Source organism: Streptomyces antimicrobicus, from assembly GCF_020532625.1.
GTDB classification, from domain to species: domain Bacteria; phylum Actinomycetota; class Actinomycetes; order Streptomycetales; family Streptomycetaceae; genus Streptomyces; species Streptomyces antimicrobicus.
Window position 1 is genome coordinate 1 of record NZ_JAJAUY010000088.1, and the last position, 25,060, is coordinate 25,060.

22 protein-coding genes and 2 pseudogenes are annotated in these 25,060 nt (G+C 72.6%); 15 read left to right on the forward strand and 9 right to left on the reverse strand.

The annotated features are described in order from the left end of the window. Positions 1-159 precede the first annotated feature (159 nt). From LG632_RS20410 to LG632_RS20420, 3 genes and pseudogenes are all read right to left on the reverse strand, one after another. A complete protein-coding gene (locus tag LG632_RS20410; RefSeq protein WP_226728821.1) occupies positions 160-1,056 on the reverse strand; it encodes an N-acetylneuraminate synthase family protein in 897 nt (298 codons plus the stop codon). A gap of 101 nt (positions 1,057-1,157) precedes the next feature. Continuing rightward, a pseudogene (locus LG632_RS20415) lies at positions 1,158-1,871 on the reverse strand (acylneuraminate cytidylyltransferase family protein); the annotation flags it as partial. Continuing rightward, a complete protein-coding gene (locus LG632_RS20420; protein WP_226728822.1) occupies positions 1,868-3,181 on the reverse strand; it encodes a DUF6716 putative glycosyltransferase in 1,314 nt (437 codons plus the stop codon). The pseudogene LG632_RS20415 and the gene LG632_RS20420, both read right to left, overlap by 4 nt. Before the next feature lie 176 nt (positions 3,182-3,357). On the opposite strand from LG632_RS20420, the gene LG632_RS20425 reads away from it, so the two are divergent. After that, positions 3,358-4,335, forward strand: a complete 978-nt coding sequence (locus tag LG632_RS20425) for a glycosyltransferase family 2 protein (protein WP_226728823.1) — start codon at positions 3,358-3,360, stop codon at positions 4,333-4,335. Beyond that, on the forward strand, positions 4,332-5,768 hold the full coding sequence (locus tag LG632_RS20430) for a polysialyltransferase family glycosyltransferase (protein WP_226728824.1): 1,437 nt from the start codon (positions 4,332-4,334) through the stop codon (positions 5,766-5,768). Before LG632_RS20425 ends, LG632_RS20430 begins: the two co-directional genes overlap by 4 nt. 61 nt (positions 5,769-5,829) lie before the next feature. Here LG632_RS20430 and leuE read toward each other — a convergent pair whose 3' ends face one another. Both leuE and LG632_RS20440 read right to left on the reverse strand, forming a co-directional pair. Then, positions 5,830-6,531, reverse strand: a complete 702-nt coding sequence (leuE, locus tag LG632_RS20435) for a leucine efflux protein LeuE (RefSeq protein ID WP_226728825.1) — start codon at positions 6,529-6,531, stop codon at positions 5,830-5,832. Positions 6,532-6,575: 44 nt separating this feature from the next. Then, positions 6,576-8,156 carry an acyl-CoA mutase large subunit family protein gene (locus LG632_RS20440; protein WP_226728826.1) on the reverse strand — a complete coding sequence of 527 codons (1,581 nt, stop codon included), beginning with the start codon at positions 8,154-8,156 and terminating at the stop codon, positions 6,576-6,578. Between the two features lie 171 nt (positions 8,157-8,327). Here LG632_RS20440 and LG632_RS20445 point away from each other — a divergent pair, with 171 nt between their 5' ends. Then, positions 8,328-9,203 (forward strand): L,D-transpeptidase family protein, encoded by an 876-nt coding sequence (locus tag LG632_RS20445; RefSeq protein WP_226728827.1) that lies wholly within the window; start codon positions 8,328-8,330, stop codon positions 9,201-9,203. A 224-nt stretch (positions 9,204-9,427) separates the two neighbouring features. Here the strand turns inward: LG632_RS20445 and LG632_RS20450 are convergent, their stop codons facing one another. Together LG632_RS20450 and LG632_RS20455 are read right to left on the reverse strand one after the other, a co-directional pair. Beyond that, positions 9,428-10,516, reverse strand: coding sequence for a hypothetical protein (locus tag LG632_RS20450; RefSeq protein WP_226728828.1), 1,089 nt, complete (start codon positions 10,514-10,516; stop codon positions 9,428-9,430). After that, positions 10,516-11,205 (reverse strand): RNA polymerase sigma factor, encoded by a 690-nt coding sequence (locus tag LG632_RS20455; RefSeq protein ID WP_226728841.1) that lies wholly within the window; start codon positions 11,203-11,205, stop codon positions 10,516-10,518. Before LG632_RS20455 ends, LG632_RS20450 begins: the two co-directional genes overlap by 1 nt. Before the next feature lie 528 nt (positions 11,206-11,733). Between LG632_RS20455 and LG632_RS20460 the strand changes: the two genes are divergently transcribed. The 12 genes from LG632_RS20460 to LG632_RS20515 all read left to right on the forward strand — a co-directional run bounded on the left by LG632_RS20460 (position 11,734) and on the right by LG632_RS20515 (position 22,396). Next, positions 11,734-12,174, forward strand: a complete 441-nt coding sequence (locus tag LG632_RS20460) for a 2-oxo-4-hydroxy-4-carboxy-5-ureidoimidazoline decarboxylase (RefSeq protein WP_374203527.1) — start codon at positions 11,734-11,736, stop codon at positions 12,172-12,174. Between the two features lie 153 nt (positions 12,175-12,327). Then, entirely contained in the window at positions 12,328-12,708 is a 381-nt protein-coding gene (sdhC, locus tag LG632_RS20465) for a succinate dehydrogenase, cytochrome b556 subunit (protein ID WP_226728829.1), read from the forward strand. A gap of 5 nt (positions 12,709-12,713) precedes the next feature. Continuing rightward, positions 12,714-13,193, forward strand: coding sequence for a succinate dehydrogenase hydrophobic membrane anchor subunit (locus LG632_RS20470; RefSeq protein WP_226728830.1), 480 nt, complete (start codon positions 12,714-12,716; stop codon positions 13,191-13,193). A 26-nt stretch (positions 13,194-13,219) separates the two neighbouring features. Continuing rightward, complete coding sequence (sdhA, locus tag LG632_RS20475; RefSeq protein ID WP_226728831.1) at positions 13,220-14,974, forward strand: succinate dehydrogenase flavoprotein subunit; 1,755 nt, start codon at positions 13,220-13,222, stop codon at positions 14,972-14,974. Next, a complete protein-coding gene (locus tag LG632_RS20480) occupies positions 14,974-15,732 on the forward strand; it encodes a succinate dehydrogenase iron-sulfur subunit (RefSeq protein ID WP_226728832.1) in 759 nt (252 codons plus the stop codon). The genes sdhA and LG632_RS20480 overlap by 1 nt, the downstream gene beginning before the upstream one ends. Positions 15,733-15,893: 161 nt before the next feature. Further along, positions 15,894-16,502: a Uma2 family endonuclease gene (locus LG632_RS20485; protein WP_226728833.1), complete on the forward strand. Its 609-nt coding sequence runs from the start codon at positions 15,894-15,896 to the stop codon at positions 16,500-16,502. Between the two features lie 76 nt (positions 16,503-16,578). Continuing rightward, a complete protein-coding gene (locus tag LG632_RS20490) occupies positions 16,579-17,670 on the forward strand; it encodes a serine hydrolase domain-containing protein (protein ID WP_226728834.1) in 1,092 nt (363 codons plus the stop codon). A 31-nt stretch (positions 17,671-17,701) separates the two neighbouring features. Continuing rightward, positions 17,702-18,247, forward strand: a complete 546-nt coding sequence (locus tag LG632_RS20495; protein ID WP_226728835.1) for a hypothetical protein — start codon at positions 17,702-17,704, stop codon at positions 18,245-18,247. A gap of 95 nt (positions 18,248-18,342) precedes the next feature. Further along, positions 18,343-20,730 (forward strand): hypothetical protein, encoded by a 2,388-nt coding sequence (locus LG632_RS20500; RefSeq protein ID WP_226728836.1) that lies wholly within the window; start codon positions 18,343-18,345, stop codon positions 20,728-20,730. Positions 20,731-20,821: 91 nt separating this feature from the next. Next, a complete protein-coding gene (locus LG632_RS20505; protein ID WP_226728837.1) occupies positions 20,822-21,235 on the forward strand; it encodes a hypothetical protein in 414 nt (137 codons plus the stop codon). Continuing rightward, entirely contained in the window at positions 21,232-21,672 is a 441-nt protein-coding gene (locus tag LG632_RS20510) for a thiol-disulfide oxidoreductase DCC family protein (protein WP_226728838.1), read from the forward strand. The genes LG632_RS20505 and LG632_RS20510 overlap by 4 nt, the downstream gene beginning before the upstream one ends. Then, the gene (locus tag LG632_RS20515) at positions 21,665-22,396 is read left to right on the forward strand and encodes a TetR family transcriptional regulator (RefSeq protein ID WP_226728839.1); all 732 of its coding nucleotides are present in this window, start codon (positions 21,665-21,667) and stop codon (positions 22,394-22,396) included. The genes LG632_RS20510 and LG632_RS20515 overlap by 8 nt, the downstream gene beginning before the upstream one ends. Before the next feature lie 76 nt (positions 22,397-22,472). Here LG632_RS20515 and LG632_RS20520 read toward each other — a convergent pair whose 3' ends face one another. Both LG632_RS20520 and LG632_RS20525 read right to left on the reverse strand, forming a co-directional pair. Next, positions 22,473-24,032, reverse strand: a complete 1,560-nt coding sequence (locus LG632_RS20520) for an ABC transporter substrate-binding protein (protein WP_226728840.1) — start codon at positions 24,030-24,032, stop codon at positions 22,473-22,475. 159 nt (positions 24,033-24,191) lie between these two features. Continuing rightward, positions 24,192-25,013: pseudogene (locus LG632_RS20525) on the reverse strand (metallophosphoesterase); the annotation flags it as partial. Positions 25,014-25,060 lie beyond the last annotated feature (47 nt).

Here is a 25,060-nt window from a genome sequence, read left to right on the forward strand (position 1 = left end):
CTCCGCGGCGGCCGAGTGCTCCGCATGGGCCCACTCCAGCACGTTCAGCAGCTGGACCGGGCTCTCGACGAAGGCGAGGGTGGGGGCGGGGGTGGCGGCGGGGGCAGGAGGGGTCACGGCGTGGCTCCTGTTCGGCGGGGTGCGAGCGGATGGAGCCGGTCAGACCGCGGCGAGTTCGCCCTGGACCCGGCGGAGCTTGCGCAGGGGGCCGAGCTCGGACTCGTAGACGCGCTTGACGCCGTCGCCGAGGGCGGTCTCGATGGTGCGGATGTCCCGGACCAGGCGGGCCAGGCCGCCGGGCTCGACGGAGGCGGCCTGGTCGGAGCCCCACATCGCGCGGTCGAGGGTGATGTGCCGCTCCACGAAGGAGGCGCCGAGGGCGACGGCGGCCAGCGTCGTCTGCAGGCCCGTCTCGTGGCCGCTGTAGCCGATCGGGACGTTGGGGTACTCGTCCATGAGCGTGTTGATCACGCGCAGGTTGAGCTCCTCGGCCCGGGCCGGGTAGGTGGAGGTGGCGTGGCAGAGCACGATGTTCTCGCTGCCCAGCACCTCGACGGCGTGCCGGATCTGGCGCGGCGTGGACATGCCGGTGGAGAGCACGACCGTACGGCCGGTGGCCCGCAGGGCGCGCAGCAGCTCGTCGTCGGTGAGGCAGGCCGAGGCCACCTTGTGCGCCGGCACGTCGAACTGCTCCAGGAAGGCGACGGACTCGACGTCCCACGGCGAGGCGAACCAGGCGATGCCGCGCGCCCTGCAGCGCTCGTCGACGGCGCGGTACTCGTCCTCGCCGAACTCGACGCGGTGCCGGTAGTCGATGTACCTCATCCGGCCCCAGGGGGTGTCGCGCTCCAGGTCCCACTGGTCGCTCGGGGTGCAGATCTCGGGCGTGCGCTTCTGGAACTTCACCGCGTCGCAACCGGCGTCGACCGCCGCGTCGATGAGGGCGAAGGCCTTGTCGAGGTCCCCGTTGTGGTTGATGCCGATCTCTCCGACCACGTAGACGGGGTGGCCGGGTCCGAGGCGGCGCGGGCCGAGGTTCCTCTGGCGGGCGTTCATGAGCGGTGTCCTTCGGTCGGTACGGAACGTGCGAGTGGCTCGGGAAGCGCGGGGAGCTCGGGAAGCTCGGGAAGCGGGTGGCGTGCGGGGAGCGGGTGGCGCGCGGGGACGGGCCGCGCGTCGAGGAGCGGGGCGAGCGCGCGGGCGCGGGCCAGGTCGTGCGGGTCGTCGATCTCCAGCACCCGGGCCGGATCGGTGCGCACGGGCAGCGTCCGGCCGAAGAACCGGTGCCGCGCGGCGCGGAAGCCGGCCGCGTCCATGGCGTAGGCCGCGCCGGTCTCCAGCAGGTCCTGGGGGCGGTCCTGGCGCCGGGGGCGGGTGGCCTTGTCGTGGTTGACCCCGGTGCCGGTGCCGTCGGGGGCCTGCGCGCGCCACAGGAACCCGTGGAACGGCGCCACGGTCAGGGCCGAGTCGGCCGCACCGGTGGCGACGGCGGCGGCGACCGACTCGACGTCGGCGGGCTCCAGGAACGGGCTGGTGCACTGCACGAGGAGCAGCACGTGCACCTCGGTGCCGTGCAGCTCCTCGAAGGAGTCGAGGGCGTGCAGCAACGCCGATTCGCTGGTGGCGGTGTCCCCGGAGAGGGCGGCCGGCCGGGGCACCACGGCGGCGCCCGCGGCCCGGGCGGTGGCGGCGACCGCCGGGGAGTCGGTCGAGACCACCACGTCGGTCACGGTGGGCGCGGCCAGGCAGGCACGGACCGCGCGGGCGACCAGCGGTACGCCGCCCACCTCGGCCAGGTTCTTGCCCGGCACGCCCTTGGAGCCGCCGCGGGCCGGGACGACGGCGAGGACCCGGCGGGGGGTGGAGGTCACAGCTCCCCCAGCCGGCGGATGACCGGGGCGACCCGCTGGACGCCGTGCCGGTAGGCGCCGCGCGCGGCCTCGCGCAGGTGCGCGCGCAGGTGGCGGCGCAGCCGTGACTCCTGGCCGGCCGGGCGCGGCGCGCCGGGCAGCGGGGTGCCGTCGGGGGCGAGGTGGTGCCGGGCCAGGATGCCGGGCAGGTACCCGGGGGCGGTGGTGGTGGTGTAGTACGGCGCGACGGGCGGGAGCTCGGCCCGGGCGCACAGCTCGTCCACCCGGGCCCGGGCCGCCTCGAAGGGGTCCTCCCCGGCGCCGGCGCCGGCTCCGACGCCCTGCGCGGCCAGCCAGGCGGGGTCGCCCGCGGGCAGCGCCCCGGCGTCGATCTCGTCCCAGGAGGCCAGGCAGCCGGAGCCGAGGAAGTGGTGGTTGCCGAGGGCCTCGCGGATGCCGAGGTCGGTCAGGACGGCGGTGGGGATGCCCCGGTGCAGGGACTCCAGGGCGGCCGTGGAGGACACCGTGACCAGCAGGTCGGTGCGGTCCAGGACCTCACCCATGTTGCCGTAGACCAGGCGGCAGTTGGCCGGCAGCCCGCCGGGCAGCTTCTCGGCGAGCTTCTGGTAGGGCAGTTCCTCCAGGTGCGTGGTGTGCTCGCCCGGCTTGCTGCGCAGCTTGACCAGGACCTCGCGCTCGGGGTGCAGCCGGGCGTGCCGGGCGGCCCGGCCGAGGAGGTAGCCGCGCTCGGCCTTGTTCTGCGGCACGGACGGCTGGACGGCGAAGACCACGGTGCGGGCGCGCGTCCCGACGGGCTCGTACCGGGCCCCGGCCAGGAACGGCAGGGTGGTCCCGGTGACGGCCGAGGCGTCGGCGCCGACCCCCGCGTACACGCCGCGGAAGCGTTCGGCGTCGGCGCGGGAGTTGGCCAGCACGAGGTCGGCGCCGTGCCGCAGCAGGAGCCCGTCGGCGAGCTTCTCGTAGACCACGCCGACGTAGCCGGTGACGAGCACCGGGCGCCGGGCCGGGGCGGGCCACAGGGCGCGCACGCCGTGCAGGACGGCTTGCACGGCGCCGCCCACCAGCGCGAGCACGACCACGTCGTACGACTCGCGCTCGATCTCGGCGAGGAACTCCGCACAGGTCACCTCGGTCGGCCGGGCGGCCTCGACGCCCACCTCGCCGAGCTGGCGCGCGGTGGGGGTGGCACGGCCGCGCAGCAGATAACCGGTCGGATCCTGGTCGGGCGCGAGGCGGCGCGCGGTGAGTGCGCCCCATTTCCATCGCGTATCGGAATCGGCGAGCACTGCGACCCGCTTCGCTTCTGGCACGGGCCAGAAACTATGCCGGAATTCCGGTGATCGTCCCAACGAATGCTCAACAGCGGATGAACAGCCCGTCGACGAATTGCGAATCCGGGCCGGTTAACACGTCCGCCGCCCGCCGTTCATGTGCATTCCGCATCCGGGCCACGGTCGATACCGCGGGCCGCCGATAATCTCTGCGGGTGCTCACGCTCTCTGTCGTCGTGCCGTTCTACAACGTGCAGACATACGCGCCGGACGCCCTGAAAAGCCTCGAACGCAACGCCCGGGACGACTTCGAGTTCCTCCTCGTCGACGACTGCTCGACGGACGGGACGCCGGAGCTGCTGGAGCGGGCGGCGAGGACGCTGCCGGGGGCCCGGGTGCTCAGACGGGAGACGAACGGCGGGCTGGCGACGGCCCGCAACACCGGCCTGGACGCCGCCCGCGGCACCTACGTCGCCTTCCTGGACGGCGACGACTGGCTGGCCCCGGGCCACCTGGCCCGGACCGTCGCCGCCATCGAGGCGCTGAACTGCGACTTCGTCCGCACCGACCATGTCCGTACGACGGGCCGCACGCGGACCGTGCAGCGCGTCCCGTACGGGCCCCAGGGGGTGGTGGCCGATCCCCGGACGGCGATCCTGCCGGCGGACCGGTCGTCCTCGGTGGACTACCCCTACGCCTGGGCCGGGATGTACCACCGGCGGCTGCTGGAGGCCGGACTGCTGCACTTCACCGACGGGCTGCGCACGGCGGAGGACCGGCCGTGGATCTGGCGGCTGCACCGGGAGGCGGCGTCGTTCGCGGCGGTCGCGGCGCCCGGAATCTTCTACCGGCGGGGGGTTTCCACCTCGTTGACGCAGATCGGTGACGAGCGCCAGCTCGATTTCATCCGGGCATTCGATCAGGTGCTCGCCGAAACCGCTCTTGATCGCGAAGCCGATAGGCTGCTGCCGAAAGCAGTTCGCACGTATTGTGCGATCATCGCGCACCATCACGGGTCCATCGAAAGGTTCGAACCGGCCGTGGCCAGGAAACTCCGTACGATGAGCGCGCAGGCCCTGCGGAGAATGCCGCAGCAGCTGCTCGACGAGGCCCTGGACGGCATGGACCCGGGGCGGTCCGCCCTGCTGCGCCGGCTGCGCCGCCGCGCGCTGACGGGGGCGGCCTCGCGATGACCACGCCCCCGACCGCCGCCGGCTCCGCCCCCCGCACGGGGACCGGCACCGGCACCACGCGGATCTTCCTGGCCTCCACCCTCTACGGAGTGGCCACCCTCGCCACCGCCCTGGACTGCGGCGCCTTCCCGCCCGCCGCCCGGCAGATCCTGCTGACCAGCAACAACGCGGCGGTCCCCGAGGTCGCCCCGGGGATCGAGGAGATGCCCGGCTTCGACCGCCTGCGCTCCCGCTTCGACGACGTGATCGACTGGAACGCGGCGATCGCGCCGTTCCACCCCAGCGCCTGGGCCCCGCGCCCCGACGACGTACCGCTGTGGGAGCGGCAGCTGCGGGCCCTGTGGGGACTGGGCGAGGACCGCGTCGAGCTGGTGGTCGAGTCCCTCCAGGTCTCCCCCGCGCAGGCGCTGTGCCGGCTGTTCCCCGGCGCCGCCGTCGACGTCTACGCCGACGGCCTGATGAGCTACGGGCCCACCCGCTCCAAGCTCGACCCGCAGATCGGCGTGCGCGTCCGCCGGGTGCTGCACCTGGACCTCGTCCCCGGCGTGGAGCCGCTGCTGCTCACCGAGTTCGGGGTGCCCGCCGAGCGGCTGCCGGACGCGGCCTTCCGCAAGGTGCTGGACGAGCTCGCCGACGACGCCGTGCTCGACGCGGACGTCGCCGCCGCGGCCGAACGGGCGGCGGCCGCCCCGCGCGGGCCGGCGCTGCTGCTCGGCCAGTACCTCTGCGCGCTGGACCTGCTCACCGCGGCGGAGGAGGAGGAACTGCACGCGGCGATGGTGCGCGGCGCGCACGCGCTGGGCCACCGCGAGGTCGTCTTCAAGCCGCACCCCAGCGCCCCCGCCCGCTCCTGGGGGCGGGCCGCGGCCGAGGCCGACGCGCTGGGCGTGCGGTTCACCGTCGCCCCCGGCCCGGGGCTGGCCGAGGTCCTCTACCGCAGGCTGCGCCCGGCGCTGGTCGTCGGCTGCTTCTCCACCGGACTGCTGACCGCCGCCACGCTGTACGGGCTGCCCGTGGCCCGGACCGGGACCGGCGCCGTGCTGGCCCGGCTCACGCCGTACCAGAACAGCAACCGGATCCCGCTGGTGCTGGTCGACGCGCTGCTGCCGGACCTCGCCGACGCACCGGCCGTCCGCGCGTGGACCCCGCCGGTGCCGGGGCAGGCCGGGCAGGGGGTTGCCGGGCTGGTCGCCGCGGTCGGGTTCACCATGCAGCCGCAGCTGCTGGCCGCCCGCCGGGGCGAGGCCGAACGGTACCTGGCGGCGCACCGGGACTCCCGCACCTGGCGCTACGTCACCCGCAGGCGGCTCACCGCGCTGGCCCTGCCCGGCGGCGTCCCGGCCCGGCTGTCCTTCCTGCCGGGCCACCCGGTGCTGCGCCGCGCGGTCCGCCGGGTCCGCCGGCTGCGCCGGGCGGTGGCCCGCGGCCGCTGAGCCGGACCGGCGGGCCGGCGGTCAGCCGGTCAGCCGGTCAGCCGGTCAGCCGGTCAGCCGGTCAGCCGGTGGCGAGCTTCGCCGCGAAGCCGAGGAAGAGCACGCCCGCCGCCGACGACAGGCCGGCCGAGAGCCGCTTGCGGCGGCGGAAGGCGGCCGACAGCCGGGCCCCGCTGAAGATCAGGGTGCTCAGGTACAGGAAGCTGGACAGCTGCGCGAGCGAGCCGAGCAGCAGGAAGGACAGCGCCGGATACGCGTAGCCGGGGTCCACGAACTGCACGAAGAAGGACAGCAGGAACAGGATCGCCTTCGGGTTGAGCAGGCTCACCACCAGCGCCCGCCGGTACGGCCGCTCCACGGCCGCGGCCTTCGCCCCGGCGGGCCCGGAGCCCCCGGCCCCGGCGGCGTCCGATCCGGCCGCCGCCCCCGGCTCCTGCTGCGCGCGGACGGCGGAGTGCCGGCTGCGCCACATCTCCAGGGCGCTGCGCATCATGCCGATCGCGATCCAGGCCAGGTAGCCGGCGCCGGCCGCCTTCACGATCCCGAACAGCAGCGGACTGGCCTGGAGCAGGGCCCCGGCGCCGACCGCGGTCAGCACCATCAGCACCGTGTCGCCGGTGAACACCCCGCAGGCGGCCCGGTACCCGTCGCGCACCCCGCGCCGCGAGGCCACGGACAGGACGTAGAGCGAGTTCGGGCCGGGCAGCAGAATGATCAGCGCGAGCGCGGCGAGGTAGGTCGGCAGATCGGTCACTCCCAGCATGCGCAGGAGTGTCACATAGGTTTGCTCCTGTCAGCCAGTGTGTTTCACCACACGGAATCCGCCGGTGCGTACGTGCCCCAGACGTCCCGCAGCGCGGTGCACACCTCCCCCACGGTGGCCCGCGCCCGCAGCGCCTCCTTCATCGGCGGCAGCACGTTCTCCGGTCCGGTCGCCGCCGTGCGCAGCTCCGCGAGCGCGGCCTCGACCGCGGCGCCGTCCCGCTCCGCGCGCAGCCGGGCCAGCCGCTCCCGCTGGCGGACCTCGATGGCCGGGTCCACGCGCAGCGGCTCGTACGGCTCCTCCTCGGGCAGCGCGAACCGGTTGACGCCGACCACCACCCGCTCGCCGCGGTCGGTCTCCTGCGCGATCCGGTAGGCGTTGCGCTCGATCTCCGCCTTCTGGAAGCCGCGTTCGATCGCCGCGACCGCCCCGCCGAGCGCCTCGATGCGGTTCATCAGCTCCAGCGCGGCCGCCTCCAGCTCGTCCGTCATCGACTCCACCGCGTAGGAGCCGGCGAAGGGGTCGACGGTGTGCGGCACGTCCGTCTCGTACGCCAGGACCTGCTGGGTGCGCAGCGCGAGCCGGGCCGCCTTGTCCGTGGGCAGCGCGATGGCCTCGTCGTAGGAGTTGGTGTGCAGCGACTGGGTCCCGCCGAGCACCGCCGCCAGCGCCTGGACGGCCACCCGGACCAGGTTGACCTCGGGCTGCTGGGCCGTCAGCTGGACCCCGGCGGTCTGGGTGTGGAAGCGCAGCATCAGCGACTTGGGGTCGCGGGCGCCGAACTCCTCGCGCATGACGCGGGCCCAGATGCGGCGGGCGGCACGGAACTTGGCGACCTCCTCCAGCAGCGTGGTGCGGGCGACGAAGAAGAAGGACAGCCGGGGCGCGAACTCGTCCACGGCCATGCCCGCGCCGGTCGCCGTCCGCACGTAGGCGATGCCGTCGGCCAGGGTGAAGGCGATCTCCTGCGCGGGCGAGGCCCCGGCCTCGGCCATGTGGTAGCCCGAGATGGAGATGGTGTTCCAGCGCGGGAGCTCGGTGCGGCAGTAGCGGAAGGTGTCGGCGACCAGCCGCAGCGAGGGCGCGGGCGGGAAGATGTAGGTGCCGCGGGCGATGTACTCCTTGAGCACGTCGTTCTGCACGGTGCCCGTCAGGCGGTCGGCCGGGATGCCCTGTTCCTCGGCGACCAGCTGGTAGAGCAGCAGCAGGACGGCGGCCGGGGCGTTGATGGTCATCGAGGTCGAGACCCGGTCGAGCGGGATGCCGTCGAAGAGGACGTGCATGTCCTCGACGGAGTCGACGGCGACGCCCACCTTGCCCACCTCGCCCTGCGCGAGCGGCGCGTCGGAGTCGTGTCCCATCTGGGTGGGCAGGTCGAAGGCGACGGACAGCCCCGTGGTGCCGGCGGCGATGAGCTGCCGGTAGCGGGCGTTGGACTCGGCCGCGGTGCCGAAGCCGGCGTACTGCCGCATCGTCCACGGACGCCCGGTGTACATCGTGGGGTAGATGCCCCGCGTGAACGGGTAGGAGCCTGGTTGCCCCAGTTTGACCGCCGGGTCCCACTCCGTCAGGGCCTCGGGCCCGTAGACCGGTTGGATCGGCCGACCGCTTTCGGTGCGTGGCATGTGACCAAGACCTCCGTAGTGTCACCGGGTCCGGTGCTGATAGAACCGTCCCCGCGAACGGCCCCGGTCACAATGGCGCAACATCCCCGGACCGTGCGCAACCATCCACGCCACCCAGGCATCGTCTAGATACACACCACGTATTTCGGGGGGACACGCATGCACCGCCAGATGCACCGCCAGAGAGTCGCACTCCGCACGCTCGGGGTCGTTACCGCCGTCGCGCTCGCCGCGACCGCCTGCGGGGCGGAGAAGCCGGACGCCGAGCGTCCCGCCTCCCCCGCCCCGTCCGCGTCCGCGGCGGGCAGCACCCCCGAACCGTCGGCGTCGGCGTCGGCGGACGCCAAGCCCGGTGAGGCCTCCCCCTCGCCGTCCGCGTCGCAGTCCCCCTCGCCCTCGGCCTCGCCCAGCGTCAAGGCGATCATGTCGAACGGCGACGAGAGCGAGCAGGTGCGCGAGCTCCAGGCCCGCCTGAAGCAGCTCGACCTGCTCAAGACCGACCCGACGGGCTTCTACGGCTCGAAGACCACCGCCGCGGTGAAGGCCTTCCAGAACAAGCACCACCTGACCGCCCACGGCGCGGTGGACCAGGCCACCTGGAAGAAGGTCCAGGAGGTCACGAAGAAGCCCACCGACAAGGAGCTGAACCCGCCGGCGCCGGTCAACCAGGCCGACGCCCCGGACCCGCGCTGCATGCAGGGCCGCGTCATGTGCATCAGCAAGGAGAGCCGCACGCTGGCCTGGATGATCGACGGCAAGGTCGTCTCCACCATGGACGTGCGCTTCGGCTCGGAGAACACCCCCACCCGCGAAGGCGTCTTCAACGTGGGCTGGAAGGCCAAGGACTGGACGTCGACGATCTACCACACGCCGATGCCGTACGCGATGTTCTTCAGCGGCGGCCAGGCGGTGCACTACTCGGCCGACTTCGCGGCCCGCGGCTACAACGGCGCCTCGCACGGCTGTGTGAACGTCCGCGACAAGGGCAAGATCGCCGCGCTGTTCGACCAGGTGAACGTGGGCGACAAGGTCGTCGTCTACTGGTGACCGGCTGATCGGGCGCTCCGGCGCCCCGGCGCGCTGCGCCCGGAAGGTCGTAGGAAGAAGAGGTGGCGCGGGCAGGGCCGGGGGAACGTGCCCCGCCCGCGCCAGTTGCGCAGAGCCCAGGGGTACGGGGGGAACCCCGGCTTCATGCGCCGCCGATGACCAGTCGGCTCGTTATGTACTGCGCCGGCCGCGCGAAAAGTGTTACAGCGTGCCGAGCGGGCAGGTCAGCGGCGGGTCGGCAGGCCCAGGCCGCCGTCGCTGCGCAGCAGCGGTTCGACGGTCGCCAGCGGTGTCGGGGCCTGCAGGATCCCGCTGCCGCTGCGCTTGTCGCCGCCGCTCCCGGAGCCGCCGGAACCGCTGCCGCCGCTGCCGCTTCCCGCGTCGGCGTCCTCCGGGCGGCCGGTCCGCTCGTCGCCGTCCATCACGGTCTGGCAGAACCGGGCGATGCCCTGCGTGCTGCGGGCCAGCTTGGACAGCCGCTCGCGGCGGTCGTCGCTGAGCTTGCCGGCGCGGTAGTCCTTGCACAGGTCCAGGGCCCTGGTGCGGTACTCCGGCTCGCGGTTCGGGTCGCGCTCACGCGCGGTCCCGTCCCCGGACGGCTCGTTGCCACCCCCGGTGAAGCCGGCCGCGGCCTCGTCCCCGCTCCCGCCCGGCGTCCGCGCCCCGCCGGAGGCCTCGGCCCCCGGGCTCTGGCGCAGCGGCCGCTCGGGGGCGGAGGGCGCGGGGGCGGCCGTGCTCGCCCGGCCGGTGGGGTCCGGCGCTCCGGTGCTGCTCACGGACACGGCCGGGGCGGGACCGGCGTTCGTGTGCAGGGCCCGGCCCAGCAGACCGGTGCCCGCGGCGGCGGCGACCCCGCCGACGGCGATGCTCGCCACGGCGGCGGCCAGCCCGAACCGTACGGCGCCCACCCGGCGGCGCGGCGCCCGCCCGCCCGGCCCCGGCAGCAGCCGGACGACCGGCTCGGGGACGGCCGGGGACCCGGACGACGGGACCGGCGCGGAAGACGGCGAGGACGCGGAAGAGGGGGAAGGCGCCGACGGCGCGGCGGACGCGGAGAGGGCGGGGACCCCGGCGGTCCCGGTGGCCGGATCCCGACGCTCGCGCGCCGCGCGGAACGCGGCGACGGCGGCCGCCTCGCCCGGCAGTTCCGGACCGTCCTGGGGCGGGATCCGCACCGCGAGGGAGTCCAGCGCGCCGCGCAGCCGGGCGGCCTCGGCCCGGGCCCGGGGGGCGGCGACAGGTCCGGCGGATTCGCCCCGCAGCAGGTTCTCCGCCGCGGCTGCGTCCAGCCAGCTGTTGTCCTCGTCGGCCATCACATGTCCTTCTGCGTCCGCCAACGTGAATGCGTCACACCGGTTTGTTCTACGAGTTCACCGCCCGGACCGCGCTGCGCGGGTACGGCGTCGAGCTCCCCGGGACGACCTTGGGAATTATGGCCGACGTCGCCCGCCGTTTCCGCACTGAGCAGTTCCGCCAGCTTCTTCAGGCCACGGTGGGCGGCCGTACGGACCGCGCCGGGCCGCTTGCCCAGCGTCTCGGCGGCGCTCTTGGCGTCCAGGCCCACCACCACGCGCAGCACCACGGCCTCGGCCTGGTCCTGCGGGAGCCGGGCGATCAGCCGCATGGTGTGGCCGGTGGCGACGGACTCCATCGCCTCGCCCGCGGTGTCGCTGTCGGCCGCCCGGCCGGTGAGCTCGGTCTCGTCGCCGCCGACCGCGGGGCGCCGGCCCCGCATGCGTATGTGGTCCAGCGCCCGGTTGCGGGTGATCCGCGCCGCCCAGCCGCGGAAGCGGTCGGCGTCCCCGGCGAAGGAGTCGAGGTCGCGGGCGATCTGCAGCCAGGCCTCGGAGGTCACGTCCTCGGCGTCCATGTCGCCGACCAGCGTCCGCGCGTACCCGAGCAGGCGCGGGTGCACGGCCCGGTACACGGCACGGAAGGCGGTGTCGTCGCCGCCCTGTGCCGCGAGCACCGCGGTGGTCAGCTCCGCGTCGTCCCCCAGCAAAGTCCCCAACCCGTTCACTGTCCTGTACCTGTGGCGCAAATCAGCACGTTAAGGGTTTCACGTACCTCTCGTCCATGAGTTGTACAACCAGCAACCAACCCTGCGCACAGCGGGGTGTGACACAAAACGCATCCGCGACGCTGACACAGGTACGGGCTTGTCGCACGAGCCCGTGCCGGACGGCGACCGGGGCCTCTCCTGTGGGGGGTGGCGGCCTCGGTCGTCTTCCATTCTCTCCAGGGTCCCCGCCGTGCTCGCGACCGCCCTTTCCCCTTCTTCACACGTGTCTCACCTCCCCCATGCTTCTCTTCCGGGTGAAATCCGCCCATGAGTACGGCGCCCCCGCGCCCCTCTCGCTAGCGTGGTGGGCGTCGTCCGTGTCCGGATCTGCCCCGTGCCGGATCTCACTCGTGCCGCCCCGAGGAGCCCCACCTGTCCAGCCATCTTCCGGCACAGGTCCGCGGTGTCACCGGCTCCCGGCTGGCCCGCTTCAACACCTGCCCCGCCGAGGCGGCCGAGGACCTGCTGCTGCGCTGCTGCCGCAGCCCGCGCTGGGCGCAGCGGGTGGCCGCCCACCGCCCGTACCCCGACCTGGGCGCGCTGCTGGCCGCCGCCGACGAGGCGGCGTACGACCTGGCGCCGGCGGACCTGGCCGAGGCGCTGGCCGCCGAGTCCTCGGCGGAGCTGGATCCGAGGGCCCCCTACGCCGCCCAGCTGGCGCTGCGCGCCGCGCACGCCGAGTACGAACGCCTCTTCGGGCACGCCTTCGTCGTCTGCCTGGCCGGCGTCCCGCCGCAGGAGCGCATCGACGCGGTGCTGAGCCGGATCCAGTCACGGCTGCGCAACGCTCCGGAGGAGGAACGGGTGGTCGCGGCGGACGAGCTCAGGCGCCTGGCCGGGGAGCGGCTGGCCGGGCTCGTGGACCTGCCCGATGCACCCGAATTGGTACGGTTTGCTCCCGTAGGGTAGGCCGTCCGTGCCTGTTTGATCACACCGATGGACCCCGCGCGAAGGATCCGACAAGTCGTCGCTACGATGTCCGGGGCCGGTGGACCGTACCCGGCCGGGCCAGACCGACAACGAAGCCGGCAGGCCCCCGCCCCGCTTCCGGAGGGTTTTTCCGTGCCGGCTGGAACGTTGTACCGCGGCCGGGAAGGAATGTGGTCCTGGGTGGCTCACCGAGTCACCGGCGTCCTCATTTTCTTCTTCCTGTTCGTACACGTCCTCGACACCGCTCTCGTGCGCGTCTCGCCCGAGGCGTACGACGACGTCGTGGCCACCTACAAGACTCCGATCGTCGCGTGCCTGGAGTACGGCCTCGTGGCCGCCATCCTCTTCCACGCGCTCAACGGTCTCCGTGTCATCGCCGTGGACTTCTGGTCCAAGGGCCCGCGCTACCAGAAGCAGATGCTCTGGACCGTCGTGGGCGTCTGGGTCGTGCTGATGGCCGGGGCCGTGTACCCCGTGCTCGGCCACGCGGCTGCTGAACTGTTCGGGAAGTGACGCCGATGTCTGCTGACACCTCTTCTTCCGCCATCGGCGAGGTCCAGGGCGCGAGCCTGTACGACGTCGACAACCCGGCGCCGTACATCGAGGCCCCGCGCAAGCGCACCTCCAAGACGCCCCGCTCGACCCGCGGCAACTTCGAGATGGCCGCATGGCTCTTCATGCGCCTGTCGGGCATCGTCCTCGTCGTCCTGGTCATCGGCCACCTGCTGATCCAGCTGGTGCTCGACGGCGGCGTCTCCAAGATCGGCTTCGCCTTCGTGGCCGGCCGCTGGGCCTCGCCGTTCTGGCAGGTCTGGGACCTGCTGATGCTGTGGCTGGCGATGCTGCACGGCGCCAACGGCCTGCGTACCGTCATCAACGACTACGCGGAGCGCGCGAACACGCGCCTGTGGCTGAAGGGCCTGCTCTACACCGCCACGGTGTTCACCATCCTCCTGGGCACGCTGGTGATCTTCACCTTCGACCCGAACATCCGCTAGGCAACGGGGCTGAGGCGACACATCTCATGAAGATCCACAAGTACGACACCGTCATCGTCGGCGCCGGTGGCGCGGGCATGCGCGCCGCCATCGAGGCGACCAAGCGCAGCCGCACCGCCGTGCTGACGAAGCTCTACCCCACCCGCTCCCACACGGGTGCCGCGCAGGGCGGCATGGCCGCCGCGCTGGCCAACGTGGAGGAGGACAACTGGGAGTGGCACACCTTCGACACGGTCAAGGGCGGTGACTACCTGGTCGACCAGGACGCCGCCGAGATCCTGGCGAAGGAGGCCATCGACGCCGTCCTCGACCTGGAGAAGATGGGCCTGCCGTTCAACCGGACCCCGGACGGCACCATCGACCAGCGCCGCTTCGGCGGCCACAGCCGCAACCACGGCGAGGCCCCGGTCCGCCGCTCCTGCTACGCGGCCGACCGCACCGGTCACATGATCCTCCAGACGCTGTACCAGAACTGCGTCAAGGAGGGCGTGGAGTTCTTCAACGAGTTCTACGTCCTGGACCAGCTGATCACCGAGGTCGACGGCGTCAAGCACTCCGCGGGCGTCGTGGCGTACGAGCTGGCCACCGGCGAGATCCACGTCTTCCAGGCGAAGGCCGTCATCTACGCCTCCGGCGGTACCGGCAAGTTCTTCAAGGTCACCTCGAACGCGCACACCCTGACCGGTGACGGCCAGGCGGCCTGCTACCGCCGCGGCCTGCCGCTGGAGGACATGGAGTTCTTCCAGTTCCACCCGACGGGCATCTGGCGCATGGGCATCCTGCTGACGGAGGGCGCCCGTGGTGAGGGCGGCATCCTGCGCAACAAGGACGGCGAGCGCTTCATGGAGAAGTACGCGCCGGTCATGAAGGACCTCGCGTCCCGTGACGTCGTCTCCCGCTCCATCTACACGGAGATCCGCGAGGGCCGCGGCTGCGGTCCCGAGGGCGACCACGTCTACCTGGACCTCACCCACCTGCCGCCGGAGCAGCTCGACGCCAAGCTCCCGGACATCACCGAGTTCGCCCGTACGTACCTCGGCATCGAGCCGTACACGGACCCGATCCCGATCCAGCCCACCGCGCACTACGCCATGGGCGGCATCCCGACCAACGTCGAGGGTGAGGTCCTGGCGGACAACACCACCGTCGTCCCCGGCCTGTACGCGGCCGGCGAGGTCGCGTGCGTGTCCGTGCACGGCGCCAACCGCCTGGGCACCAACTCGCTGCTGGACATCAACGTCTTCGGCAAGCGGTCGGGCATCGCGGCGGCCAGGTACGCGGCCGAGAACGACTTCGTCGAGCTCCCGGAGGACCCGGCGGCGTTCGTGCAGGAGCAGGTCGAGCGGCTGCGCAACTCCACGGGCAGCGAGCGGGTCGCCGACCTGCGCGCCGAGCTCCAGGAGACGATGGACGCGAACGTGATGGTGTTCCGTACGGAGCAGACCATCAAGACCGCGGTCGAGAAGATCGCGGAGCTGCGCGAGCGGTACAAGAACGTCGCGATCCAGGACAAGGGCAAGCGGTTCAACACCGACCTGCTGGAGGCCATCGAGCTGGGCAACCTGCTCGACCTGGCCGAGGTCATGGCGGTCTCCGCCCTGGCCCGCAAGGAGTCCCGCGGCGGTCACTACCGCGAGGACTACCCCAACCGCGACGACGTCAACTTCATGCGCCACACCATGGCGTACCGCGAGGTCGGAGCCGACGGCTCGGACTCGGTCCGGCTCGACTACAAGCCGGTCGTGACGACCCGCTACCAGCCGATGGAGCGTAAGTACTGATGGCCACCCCCACTCTCGAGAAGGTCGAGGCGGAGTCCGCCGCCTCCCCGTACATCACGGTCACCTTCCGGATCCGCCGCTTCAACCCCGAGGTGTCCGACACCGCGGAGTGGCAGGACTTCCAGATCGAGATCGACCCGAAGGAGCGCGTGCTCGACGGTCTCCACAAGATCAAGTGGGACCTGGACGGCACGCTGACCTTCCGCCGCTCGTGCGCGCACGGCATCTGCGGCTCCGACGCGATGCGGATCAACGGCAAGAACAGGCTCGCCTGCAAGACGCTGATCAAGGACATCAACCCGGAGAAGCCGATCACCATCGAGGCCATCAAGGGCCTGACGGTGATGAAGGACCTCGTGGTCGACATGGAGCCCTTCTTCCAGGCCTACCGCGACGTCATGCCGTTCCTGGTCACCAAGGGCAACGAGCCGACGCGCGAGCGCCGGCAGTCCCCGGAGGACCGCGAGCGCTTCGACGACACGACCAAGTGCATCCTGTGCGCGGCGTGCACCTCGTCGTGCCCGGTGTTCTGGAACGACGGCCAGTACTTCGGCCCGGCGGCGATCGTGAACGCCCACCGCTTCATCTTCGACAGCCGTGACGAGGCGGGCGAGCAGCGTCTGGAGATCCTGAACGACAAGGACGGCGTGTGGCGCTGCCGCACCACGTTCAACTGCACCGACGCGTGCCCGCGTGGCATCGAGGTCACCAAGGCCATCCAGGAAGTCAAGCGCGCCCTGATCACGCGCCGCTTCTGACCTGGCGGTCGGCCGCCCAGGCCTGACGAAGACCCCGTCCCCGGTTCTGTGCACCGGGGGCGGGGTTTTCGCCTTTTGCGATGAACGCGCCGCCCTCCGGCAGCGGGGCCGACTCCGGTCCTACGATGATGGCCTCGACAGCAGCCCATGGGAGGCACGTGATGTCCACAGCACCCACTGAGCAGCCCTACGGCGAGTCCCAGGACGAGGAGTCGCTGCTCGACGTGGCCAACGAGCTCATGGAGCAGCACTTCGGGTACCGAGTCGAGATCATCGGAGGTCAGATCCTCGTCTCTCCACCGGCCAACGGCCCCCACGCGGAAGTCCTGAGCGACATCCTTCTGCCCTTCGCCATGGCGGGGCTGCACGGCGACGAGGCGAGGACGATTCAGGGGATGGGCGTCTGGCTCCCCAGCGGCCCCTCGGACTTCGCCATCCCGGACCTCTCGCTGGTCGATGCCGACTACCGGGACCACGAGGCGGAGAACAACTGCTACGACCCGGCGATCTTCCGCCTCGTCCTGGAGGTCACCTCCGGCAACTACCGGACCGATCTGCGCACCAAGGTCGCGGCCTACGCAGGCGCGGGGATCCCGGTCTACGTGATCGTCGACCGCAAGCACCACCGCCTGCACGTCCTCACCGACCCCGCCGGGGACGACTACGCCACCCACCGCATCCACGCCCCCGGCGAACTGGTCACGCTGCCCGAGTCGATCGGCGCCAAGGTCACGCTCGACGTCGGGGCGATCCTCTCGACCGGGCGGTAGCCCCCAGGGGACGGGTCAGGGGGGCCTCGGGGATCGCCCCGATGGCCGGGTGATCATGGGTGGCGAGACTTGCCGCATGACGAAATCGCCGAAGACGTACGGACGTTGGATCGCCGCCGTGGCCGCCGGAGCGGCCCTGCTCGGGGTGAGCGCCGCAGCCGTGCCGTCCGCCCGGGCCGCCGAGCGGCCCGTCACCGGGACCGTGCGGGAGCCGATCGACCCGGCCCGGCTCCGCGCCGCGCTCGGCGCGCTGCCCGACGGCGTGCTCGCCGGGGCCATGGCCCGGGTCGGCGGACGCGACGGACGGTGGACCGGCGCCGCGGGGAACGTCTCCGCCGATCCCGCCGCCTCGTTCCGGATCGGCAGCATCACCAAGCTGTTCACCTCCACGCTCACCCTCCAGCTGATCGCCGAGGGCCGCCTCACCATGGACACCCCGGTGCAGCAGGTACTGCCCGGCACCCTGCCCGCCCACTGGGCCCCGATCACGATCGAGCAGCTGCTCAGCCACACCAGCGGCCTGCCGCGCCCCGCCTGCTACGAGCAGGGCCGGTCGTACACCCCGGCCGAGTTCATCAGGTCGGCGATCACCGAGTGCCCGCAGGCGGGCGAGCCCGTCACCGGGGACGCGATCACCCAGATCTACATGGGGGCCAACTACCACCTGCTCGGCATGGTCGTCGAGAAGGTCACCGGGCGTACGTACGCCGAGGAGCTGAACCGGCGGATCGTCCGCCCGCTGGGCCTGCGCCACACCTACCTGCCGGCGGCGGGCGACACCTCGATGCCCTCCCCCGCCCTCGCCGACCTGCCGCCGGCCGACCCGTGGGCCTGGGCCGAGGGCGGGATGGTCTCCAACGCCCCCGATCTGGAGCGGTTCCTGACCAGCCTGCTGCGGGGCCGGCTGCTGCCCCCCGCGCAGCAGAAGCTGCTGTTCGAGATGCCGTCCCATGCCGAACGCGGCTTCAGCCGGGCCGGGGTGCAGTACTACAAGCTGCCCGACGGCACCGAGGTGTGGGGCAAGACCGGCAGCTACGGCGGCTACGTCAACGGCGCCTTCGCCACCCGCGATCTGCGGCGCAGTCTGGTGTACTCGCTGGTTCCGGTGACCGAGGACCAGAAGAAGATCGAGACGCGCTACTTCGCCCTGGCCGACGCCGCGTTCTGAGGCGGGGGTCCGCTGTGCAAGGATCGGCCGTATGAGTGAGCAGCAGCCTAATCCTTACGCGGGCGGACCCGCCCAGGGCGGGCCGGACGGCCCCAAGTGGGGCCCGCAGGGCCCCGGTTACGGGTATCCGCAGCCCGGCTACGGATACCCCCCGCCGCCGGCCGGCGCCCCGGTGCCGCCCGCCGCGCCGGCCATGCCCGCGATGCCGGGGGCGCCCGCCGGGTTCACCGGCGGCGCGCCGATGCTGGCGCTCGGGGACATCTCGATCGTCGGCGACCAGATCATCACGCCGTCGGGGTCGCTGCCGCTCAAGGGCGCCGTGTGGAACGCCACCGACTTCTCCCGCACCGAGGAGAAGATCCCCACCCATGCGATCATCCTGGCGATCGTCTTCTTCCTCTTCTGCCTGCTCGGCCTGCTCTTCCTGCTGATGAAGCAGAAGACCACCACCGGCTTCGTCCAGGTCACCGTCACCAGCGGCGGCCGGCACCACTCCACCATGGTCCCGGCCACCGACCCGGGCACCTTCCCGTGGGTGATGAGCCAGCTCAACTACGCCCGCTCGCTCAGCGTCTGACGTCCCACCGCGCCCCTGGTCGGCCCGAGCGGCTGACAACCGCCGCAGTGGGGTGACACCCTGATCTCCCGTCACCACACCTGCGGGGGGCTGCGGTGGAGCGCGAGGGCGTAGAGGTCGTCGAGGTGGTCGTCCCCGGCATGGGGCCCGTGGACCGGCTGGAGGCCCTGCAGCCCACCGGGATACGCCTCGTCAGCGGGGACGAGCAGGCCGGGGTCTACCGGACGACCGGCGCCCGGGAGGCCGGGGCCGGCGTGGTGCGGGAGGTCTACGACTGGGCCCGGCTGACCATCGGCGGGGCCACCCGGGCGCTGTGGCTGTTCCTGCTGCCGTTCCTGCTGGTGAACCTGGTCGCGTGGATGCAGCCGTTCCGGCTGGAGCGGCGCCGGGCCACCGGTGCCTACCGGTGGCTGTCCCAGGTGCTGGGCCTGTCCCTGACGGTGCTGGCCGTGACCTCGTTCGCGCAGGGCGCCATGGACCAACTGGTCTGGCAGTGCGGGACCGGCGGCCCGGCGGGCGGGGTCTGCAAGGACGCCAACCCGCTGGTCCACCTCGTCCGTACGCACGGCACGGTCCCCGGCATGCTGCTGGCCACCCTGGTGCCGCTGCTCGCGCTCGGCGCCATGGCCTACAGCGCCCGCGACGGCAGGTCCGAGTACCGCTCGGTCCGGCGCACCCGGCCGGTCGGCACCGACGACCCCTGGCAGGCCGTACGCGCCGCCGAACGGGCCGAACACCCCCTGTCGGCCCCGCTGTTCTGGGAGTACAACTGGCGCGCCCGGGGCCTGGCCTGCCGCCACCTGTGCGCGGGCCTGCTGACCCTGGCGCTGCTGCTCACCGTCCCCTCGTACCGGGCGGGCACCGCCGCCCCCGCCGGTCTGCTGCTCTTCGCGGTGATCACCGCCGCCGGGGGGCTGGTCGTCCTCGGCACCCGGTGGTGGCCCGGTTCGGCCGGGCAGTGGGGTTTCGCCCTGGGCTGTCTGGCGGTGCTGGTGGCCGCGGGCGGCTACTACGCCGCCTCCGGCGGCGCCCGCACCAGCCAGAGCATGCTGCCCGGCGTCGGCGTGCTGACCACCGCAGTGCTGGCCGGGCAGGCGCTGGTGCTGCTCGCGCTGGCCGCCGTCTGCGTGACCACGCCGGCGTCCGACGCCGACCGGCCGGCGCTCGGCGGGCTGGCCGGCCCGGCGATGGGCGTGGTCGCCTGCGTCAGCGGCTGGGTGTACTCCACCGCGCTGGTGCTGTGGACCCAGGACTGGCTGACCGCCGAACCCGAGCGGTCCCGGGTCGCCTTCCCCGCCGCCGTCCGGGCGATCGCCGCGGCCCTGCCGCCGACGGCCCTGCTGATCGGGCTGGTGGTGGCCGCCGCCGTGGCTCTCCACACGGTCGGCGCCTGGTGGTCCTGCCTGCCCCGGCGCACCCGCCGCGACGGCCGGCCGGGGCGGTGGCGGCGGCTGGTGCGGGAGGTCGAGCGGGAGGAGTTCGAGGAGCGCCGCCGGGAGCTGGCCCTGACCCGGGCCCGGGCCGCCGCCGACCCGGCCCCGCGCAGCACCCGCGACCGCGCCCGGCGCCGGTTGCGCAGGCTGCTGCCGCCGCCCGTACGGCGCTGGGCCGTGCACCGGGCCGCCGCGCGGGCAGCGCTGCGCTCGGCCACCGCGCCGACCCGGCCCGCGCTGCTGCTGCGCTCCCTCGACCACGCGCTCGGCGCGCTGGCCGGGACGTTCGTGGTGGTGGTCGCGGTGTTCGCCGGGATGGCCTTCCACAGCGCCGACATGCTGCCGCGGCACTACGAGGACCTGCTGGCGGCCGTGCTGCGGCTGCTGACCTCGCTGGGCTCGTTCATGCTCGTGGGGCTGATCGTGGCGATGCTGGTCGCCGTCCGCACGATCGTGCTGCGCGCCGAGAGCCGCCGGCACACCGGCATGCTGTGGGCCTTCGGCGCGTTCTGGCCGCGCTCCGCGCACCCCTTCACCCCCGCCACATGGACCGGCCGGGCGATACCGGAGCTCACCCACCGGCTGACCTCCACCCTGCGCCCGGACGGGGCGCGGGTGCTGCTGAACGCGCACTCGATGGGCTCGATGATCTCCGTACTGGCGCTGTGGCAGCTGTCGGACGCCGAGCGGCCGCGGATCGCCCTGCTCACCACGGGCTGCCCGCTGACCAGCTTCTTCCGCCGGCACTACCCGGCGTACGTCACCGAGGAGGCCGTGGCCGCGCTGACCGGACCGGAGGTGCTGGCCGGCTGGGCGAACGTACGGCGGGACACCGACGTGCTGGCGGGCCGGATCGGGGCCGAGCGGATCGACCGGGAGCCGTGGCCGGACGGCGTGGGCCTGACGGCGGCGTCCACGGCGGTGCGGCCGGGGCCGCGCACCTCGGCGCAGCCGGTGTTCGTCCCGCTGGCGCGGCACGACTTCTACCGGCTGGACCAGCGGATCGAGCCGGTGCGGGCGGAGCTGGTCGCCGCTCTGCGCGGGCTCTGACGGACGCCGCACCGGTGGCTTGAACCTGTTCAAAAATGGGTCTACAGTCAGTCGCGCCAAGCGTTTGAACACGTTCAAGGAGGCGGGGGGCATGGACCTCACCGTGGTCGCTTACATCACCTATCTGCTCATCAGCGTCGGGCTGACCGTCTGGGTCGCGCGGACGCTCAGCCGTAACGGCCGCATCTTCATCGCCGACGTCCTCCAGGGCGACGAGAAGCTCGCCGACGCCGTCAACCACCTGCTGGTGGTCGGCTTCTACCTGGTCAACCTGGGCTTCGTGACCCTCTACCTGCGCTCGGCCGAGGCCGTCGCCGACGCCCGGGGCCTGTTCGAGGCGCTCTCGGTCAAGCTCGGCGTGGTCCTGCTCGTCCTGGGCGTGATGCACCTGCTGAACGTCTGGGTGCTCAACAAGTTCCGCCGCCGGGGCGTCCTGGAGCGCCAGCAGACCCCGCCGGTCCCCCCGCAGGGCTGGACCGCGCCGGCCGGGGCCTGGCGGCCGTGACGGCCGCCGTCCGCCGACTCACCGTCCTCTACGACGCCCGGTGCCCGTTGTGCGTGCACATCCGGCACTGGCTGCTCGGACAGCGGTGGCTGGTTCCGCTCTCCCTGGTGCCCGCCGGCTCCGACGAGGCCCGCCGGCGCTTCCCGCGGCTGGACCACGCGGCGACCCTGCGCGAGATCACCGTCGTCGGGGACTCCGGCCAGGTCTGGACCGGCACCGACGCCTTCATCGTCAGTCTGTGGGCCCTGGCCGAGCACCGGCCGAAGGCCGACTGGCTGGCCGGCCCGGCGGGCCGGCCCTTCGCCCGGGCCACGATGCTCGCCGCGGCCGCCTGGCGCGGCGCCACCCGCACCGCGGACGCCGCCGGGGCGGACGGGTGCGACGACCGGTGCGCGGGCCCGGTCGCGGGCCCCGATAGGCTCGGACACCGTGACTGATCAGAAGGCTGCCAAGAGCGAGCAGACCCGCACGCTCATCCTCGAAACCGCGCTCCGGCTCTTCCAGGAACGCGGTTACGACAAGACGACCATGCGGGCCATCGCCAAGGAGGCGGGGGTCTCGGTCGGAAACGCCTACTACTACTTCGAGTCCAAGGAACACCTGGTCCAGGGCTTCTACGACCGGATCGGCGCCGCGCACCAGGCGGCGGTCCGGCCTCTGCTGGACCGGGAGACCGATCTGCAGCGGCGACTCGCGGGCGTACTGACCAGCTGGCTGGACGTCGCCGCCCCCTACCACGAGTTCGCCGCCCAGTTCTTCAAGAACGCGGCGGACCCCGCCAGTCCGCTCTCGCCGTTCTCCCCGGAGTCGGAGCCGGCCCGCAAGCAGGCCATCGACATGCACCGCGAGGTGCTGGCGGGGGCGAAGACCAAGGTCCCCGACGAACTGGCCGACGTCCTGCCGGAGCTGATGTGGCTCTCGCAGATGGGCCTGGTCCTCTACTGGGTCTTCGACCGGTCGGAGAACAGCGAGAAGACCCGCAAGCTGGCCGAACGCGGGGCCCAGCTGACCACCCGCGGCATCGTCCTGGCCCGCTTCCGCGTGCTGCGCCCGCTGGTGCGCGAGGTCCACGAGCTGTTCGCGGACTTCCTGCCGGGCATGGCGCAGGCGGCCGTGGGCCGCAAGAATGCCTCGGACCCGGACCCGGACCTGGCGGGCTGACGCGCCGGGTCCTCGGGTCCGCCGTCCGGACGCCCGCCAGGGCGCGGGGCCGGGCGGGCGGCCGGGCGGGCAGCCGTCAGAGCCAGTTGAGCTCCCACAGGCGCCACACGCCCGTGCCGTCCGAGAGGTACTGCGCGCCCGAGACCGCCTCGCGGGCGAGGACGTAGTCCTTCTTCTGCCAGATCGGCAGGATCGGCACGTGCTGGGCGACCACCCGCTGGACCTCGCGGAAGTCGCCCGCGGCCTCGGCCCGGTTGGAGAAGGACTGGGTCCGGGTGATCAGCTCGTCGACCGTCTTGTCGGAGAAGCCGTTGTTCATGCTGGAGTCGGCGCCGACCAGCGGGGCGACGAAGTTGTCGGCGTCGGGGAAGTCGGCGATCCAGCCGATGGTGTACGCGTCGAACTGGCCGGCGGCGTACCCCTTCTGGAAGTCCTCCCACTTCTCCACGGGCTTGACCGTGACCTGGAAGAGCCCGGACTCCTCCAGCTGCCGCTTGATCTCGTTCGCCTCCTCGACGTTCGTCGCGCGGACGTTGACGCCGAGGGTGAAGGAGACCGGGCCGGCCAGGTTGGCGGCCTTGAGGAGGTTCTTCGCCGTGACGGCGCTGGGCTGCGGGTAGGCGTCGAAGTACGGCGTGGTGTGGCCGCCGATGCCCGCCGGGACGATCGAGTAGAGCGGGGTGACGGTGCCCTTGTAGACCTGGCCGGCCACCTTGGACCGGTCGAGCAGCGCCGCCACCGCGCGGCGCACCGGCTCCTGCGCCATCGGCGAGCCCTGGCGGACGTTGAAGACCATGTTGCGGATCTCGCTGCCGCCGGACTGGGTGTAGCGGGTGTCCTTCAGGCTCGGGTTGAGCCCGGCCAGCACCTCCGGGGGCATGTCCCGGTGGGCGACATCGATCGCGTGGTCCTTCCAGGCCCGGTTCAGCTCGGCCGAGCCCTTGAAGTACTTCACGGTGACGGGCGCGTGCGCGCCCTTGCCCTGGCCGGTGTACTTGCCGTTGGGCTTGAGCTCGGCGCCGGCGCCGGCCTCGTACGACGCCAGCACGTACGGGCCGGAGCCGTCGACCTTGTCGTCCTCGCGCAGCGCCTTCGCCGGGTACTTGTCCTTGTCGACGATCGACGCGGCACCGGTGGCGATCTTGAACGGGAAGGTGGCGTCCCTGGCCGAGAGGTTGAAGGTGACCGTGCGGCCCTCGGCCTTGACCGACTCCAGCGTGTTGAACAGCGGCGCGGGGCCCTGCTCGGAGTTGATCGCCTTGATCCGGTCGAAGGAGAACTTGACGTCCTCGGCGGTGATCGCCCGGCCGCCCGAGAACTTCGCGTCGGGCCTCAGCTCGCACTGGTACGTGGTGAGCTTCTGCCCGATGAACTTGCACCAGCTCGCCGCGTCGGGCACCGGGGTGTCCGAGCCGGACTTCATGGTCATCAGCGACTGGTAGAGGTTGCTGAACAGCGCCCACGAGCCGGCGTCGTACGCGCCGGCCGGATCGAGGGAGGAGACGACATCGGTCGTCCCGACCCTGATCGCACCGCTGTGACCGGTGCCGGACCCGGGCATCAGCTGCCAGGCCCCTACCCCGGCGACGCCCAGGACCAGTACGGCCCCGATGACTTTTGAACGGACGGACCGCATCCGTGATTCTCCTCGCCCCACCCCGCGCCGCGGCCGACCGGACCGCTACCCCTAGCGGTCCGTACCGTCCGGCCTGCGACGCCCGACTATCCGATTACCGGTCACCCAATCACGGAAAATTCTCGGAAGGAAGGCCGATTCATTACGCTTCCTGCACACTCAGGTCTGATATGAGGCGAGTTCGACCACGGTGATGTCGGAGGGTGCGCCCACCCTCACGGGCGGTCCCCACGCTCCGGCGCCCCGGGTGACGTAGAGCTGGGTGTCGCCGTAGCGCTCCAGACCGGCGACCGTGGGGTTGGCGAGTTCGGCGAGGTAGTTGCCGGGCCACAGCTGGCCGCCGTGGGTGTGGCCGGAGAGCTGGAGGTCGACGCCGTGCCGGACGGCGTCGTGGACGACGACGGGCTGGTGCGCCAGCAGCACGGCGGTGCGGGAGCGGTCGCGGTCGCCCAGCGCCCGGACGAAGTCGGGGCCCTGGCCCTCGCGCTCGCCCGCGACGTCGTTGACGCCGGCCAGGTCGAAGTGGGGCAGCTCCTCGCGGGCGTTCTCCAGCGGGTGCAGGCCGAGCTCGCGGACGTGGTCGACCCACTGCGCGGCGCCGGAGAAGTACTCGTGGTTGCCGGTGACGAAGAAGGCGCCGTGCCGGGCGCGCAGCCGCGCCAGCGGCTCGGCGGCGTGCCCGAGGTCCGCGACGCTGCCGTCGACCAGGTCGCCGACGACGGCGATGAGGTCGGGCTGGGTGGCGTTCACCGTGTCCACGATGCGCTGGGTGTGGGCCCGGCCCAGCACCGGACCCAGGTGGACGTCGCTGACCACGGCGATCCGGAAGCCGTGCGCCGCCCTCGGCAGCTTGGCCAGCGGCACCGTCACCCGCTTGACGCGGGGCCCGCGCAGCACGCCGTACGTCCCCTGGGCCACGGTGCCGGCGGCCACCGCGACGGCGGCGCCGGCGATGCTGCGCGCCACGAAGGTCCGCCGGGTCAGCGAACCGGGCACGCCCTCGACCCGCGCGTTCACCCGCGGTCAGA

Coding starts and splice junctions, on each gene's coding strand:
- LG632_RS20410 (WP_226728821.1), bottom strand. CDS start 1,056: ATGAACGCCCGCCAGAGGAACCTCGGCCCGCGCCGCCTCGGACCCGGC.
- LG632_RS20430 (WP_226728824.1), top strand. CDS start 4,332: ATGACCACGCCCCCGACCGCCGCCGGCTCCGCCCCCCGCACGGGGACC.
- leuE (WP_226728825.1), bottom strand. CDS start 6,531: ATGCTGGGAGTGACCGATCTGCCGACCTACCTCGCCGCGCTCGCGCTG.
- LG632_RS20440 (WP_226728826.1), bottom strand. CDS start 8,156: ATGCCACGCACCGAAAGCGGTCGGCCGATCCAACCGGTCTACGGGCCC.
- LG632_RS20445 (WP_226728827.1), top strand. CDS start 8,328: ATGCACCGCCAGAGAGTCGCACTCCGCACGCTCGGGGTCGTTACCGCC.
- LG632_RS20450 (WP_226728828.1), bottom strand. CDS start 10,516: ATGGCCGACGAGGACAACAGCTGGCTGGACGCAGCCGCGGCGGAGAAC.
- LG632_RS20470 (WP_226728830.1), top strand. CDS start 12,714: ATGTCTGCTGACACCTCTTCTTCCGCCATCGGCGAGGTCCAGGGCGCG.
- sdhA (WP_226728831.1), top strand. CDS start 13,220: ATGAAGATCCACAAGTACGACACCGTCATCGTCGGCGCCGGTGGCGCG.
- LG632_RS20480 (WP_226728832.1), top strand. CDS start 14,974: ATGGCCACCCCCACTCTCGAGAAGGTCGAGGCGGAGTCCGCCGCCTCC.
- LG632_RS20485 (WP_226728833.1), top strand. CDS start 15,894: ATGTCCACAGCACCCACTGAGCAGCCCTACGGCGAGTCCCAGGACGAG.
- LG632_RS20490 (WP_226728834.1), top strand. CDS start 16,579: ATGACGAAATCGCCGAAGACGTACGGACGTTGGATCGCCGCCGTGGCC.
- LG632_RS20495 (WP_226728835.1), top strand. CDS start 17,702: ATGAGTGAGCAGCAGCCTAATCCTTACGCGGGCGGACCCGCCCAGGGC.
- LG632_RS20505 (WP_226728837.1), top strand. CDS start 20,822: ATGGACCTCACCGTGGTCGCTTACATCACCTATCTGCTCATCAGCGTC.
- LG632_RS20520 (WP_226728840.1), bottom strand. CDS start 24,032: ATGCGGTCCGTCCGTTCAAAAGTCATCGGGGCCGTACTGGTCCTGGGC.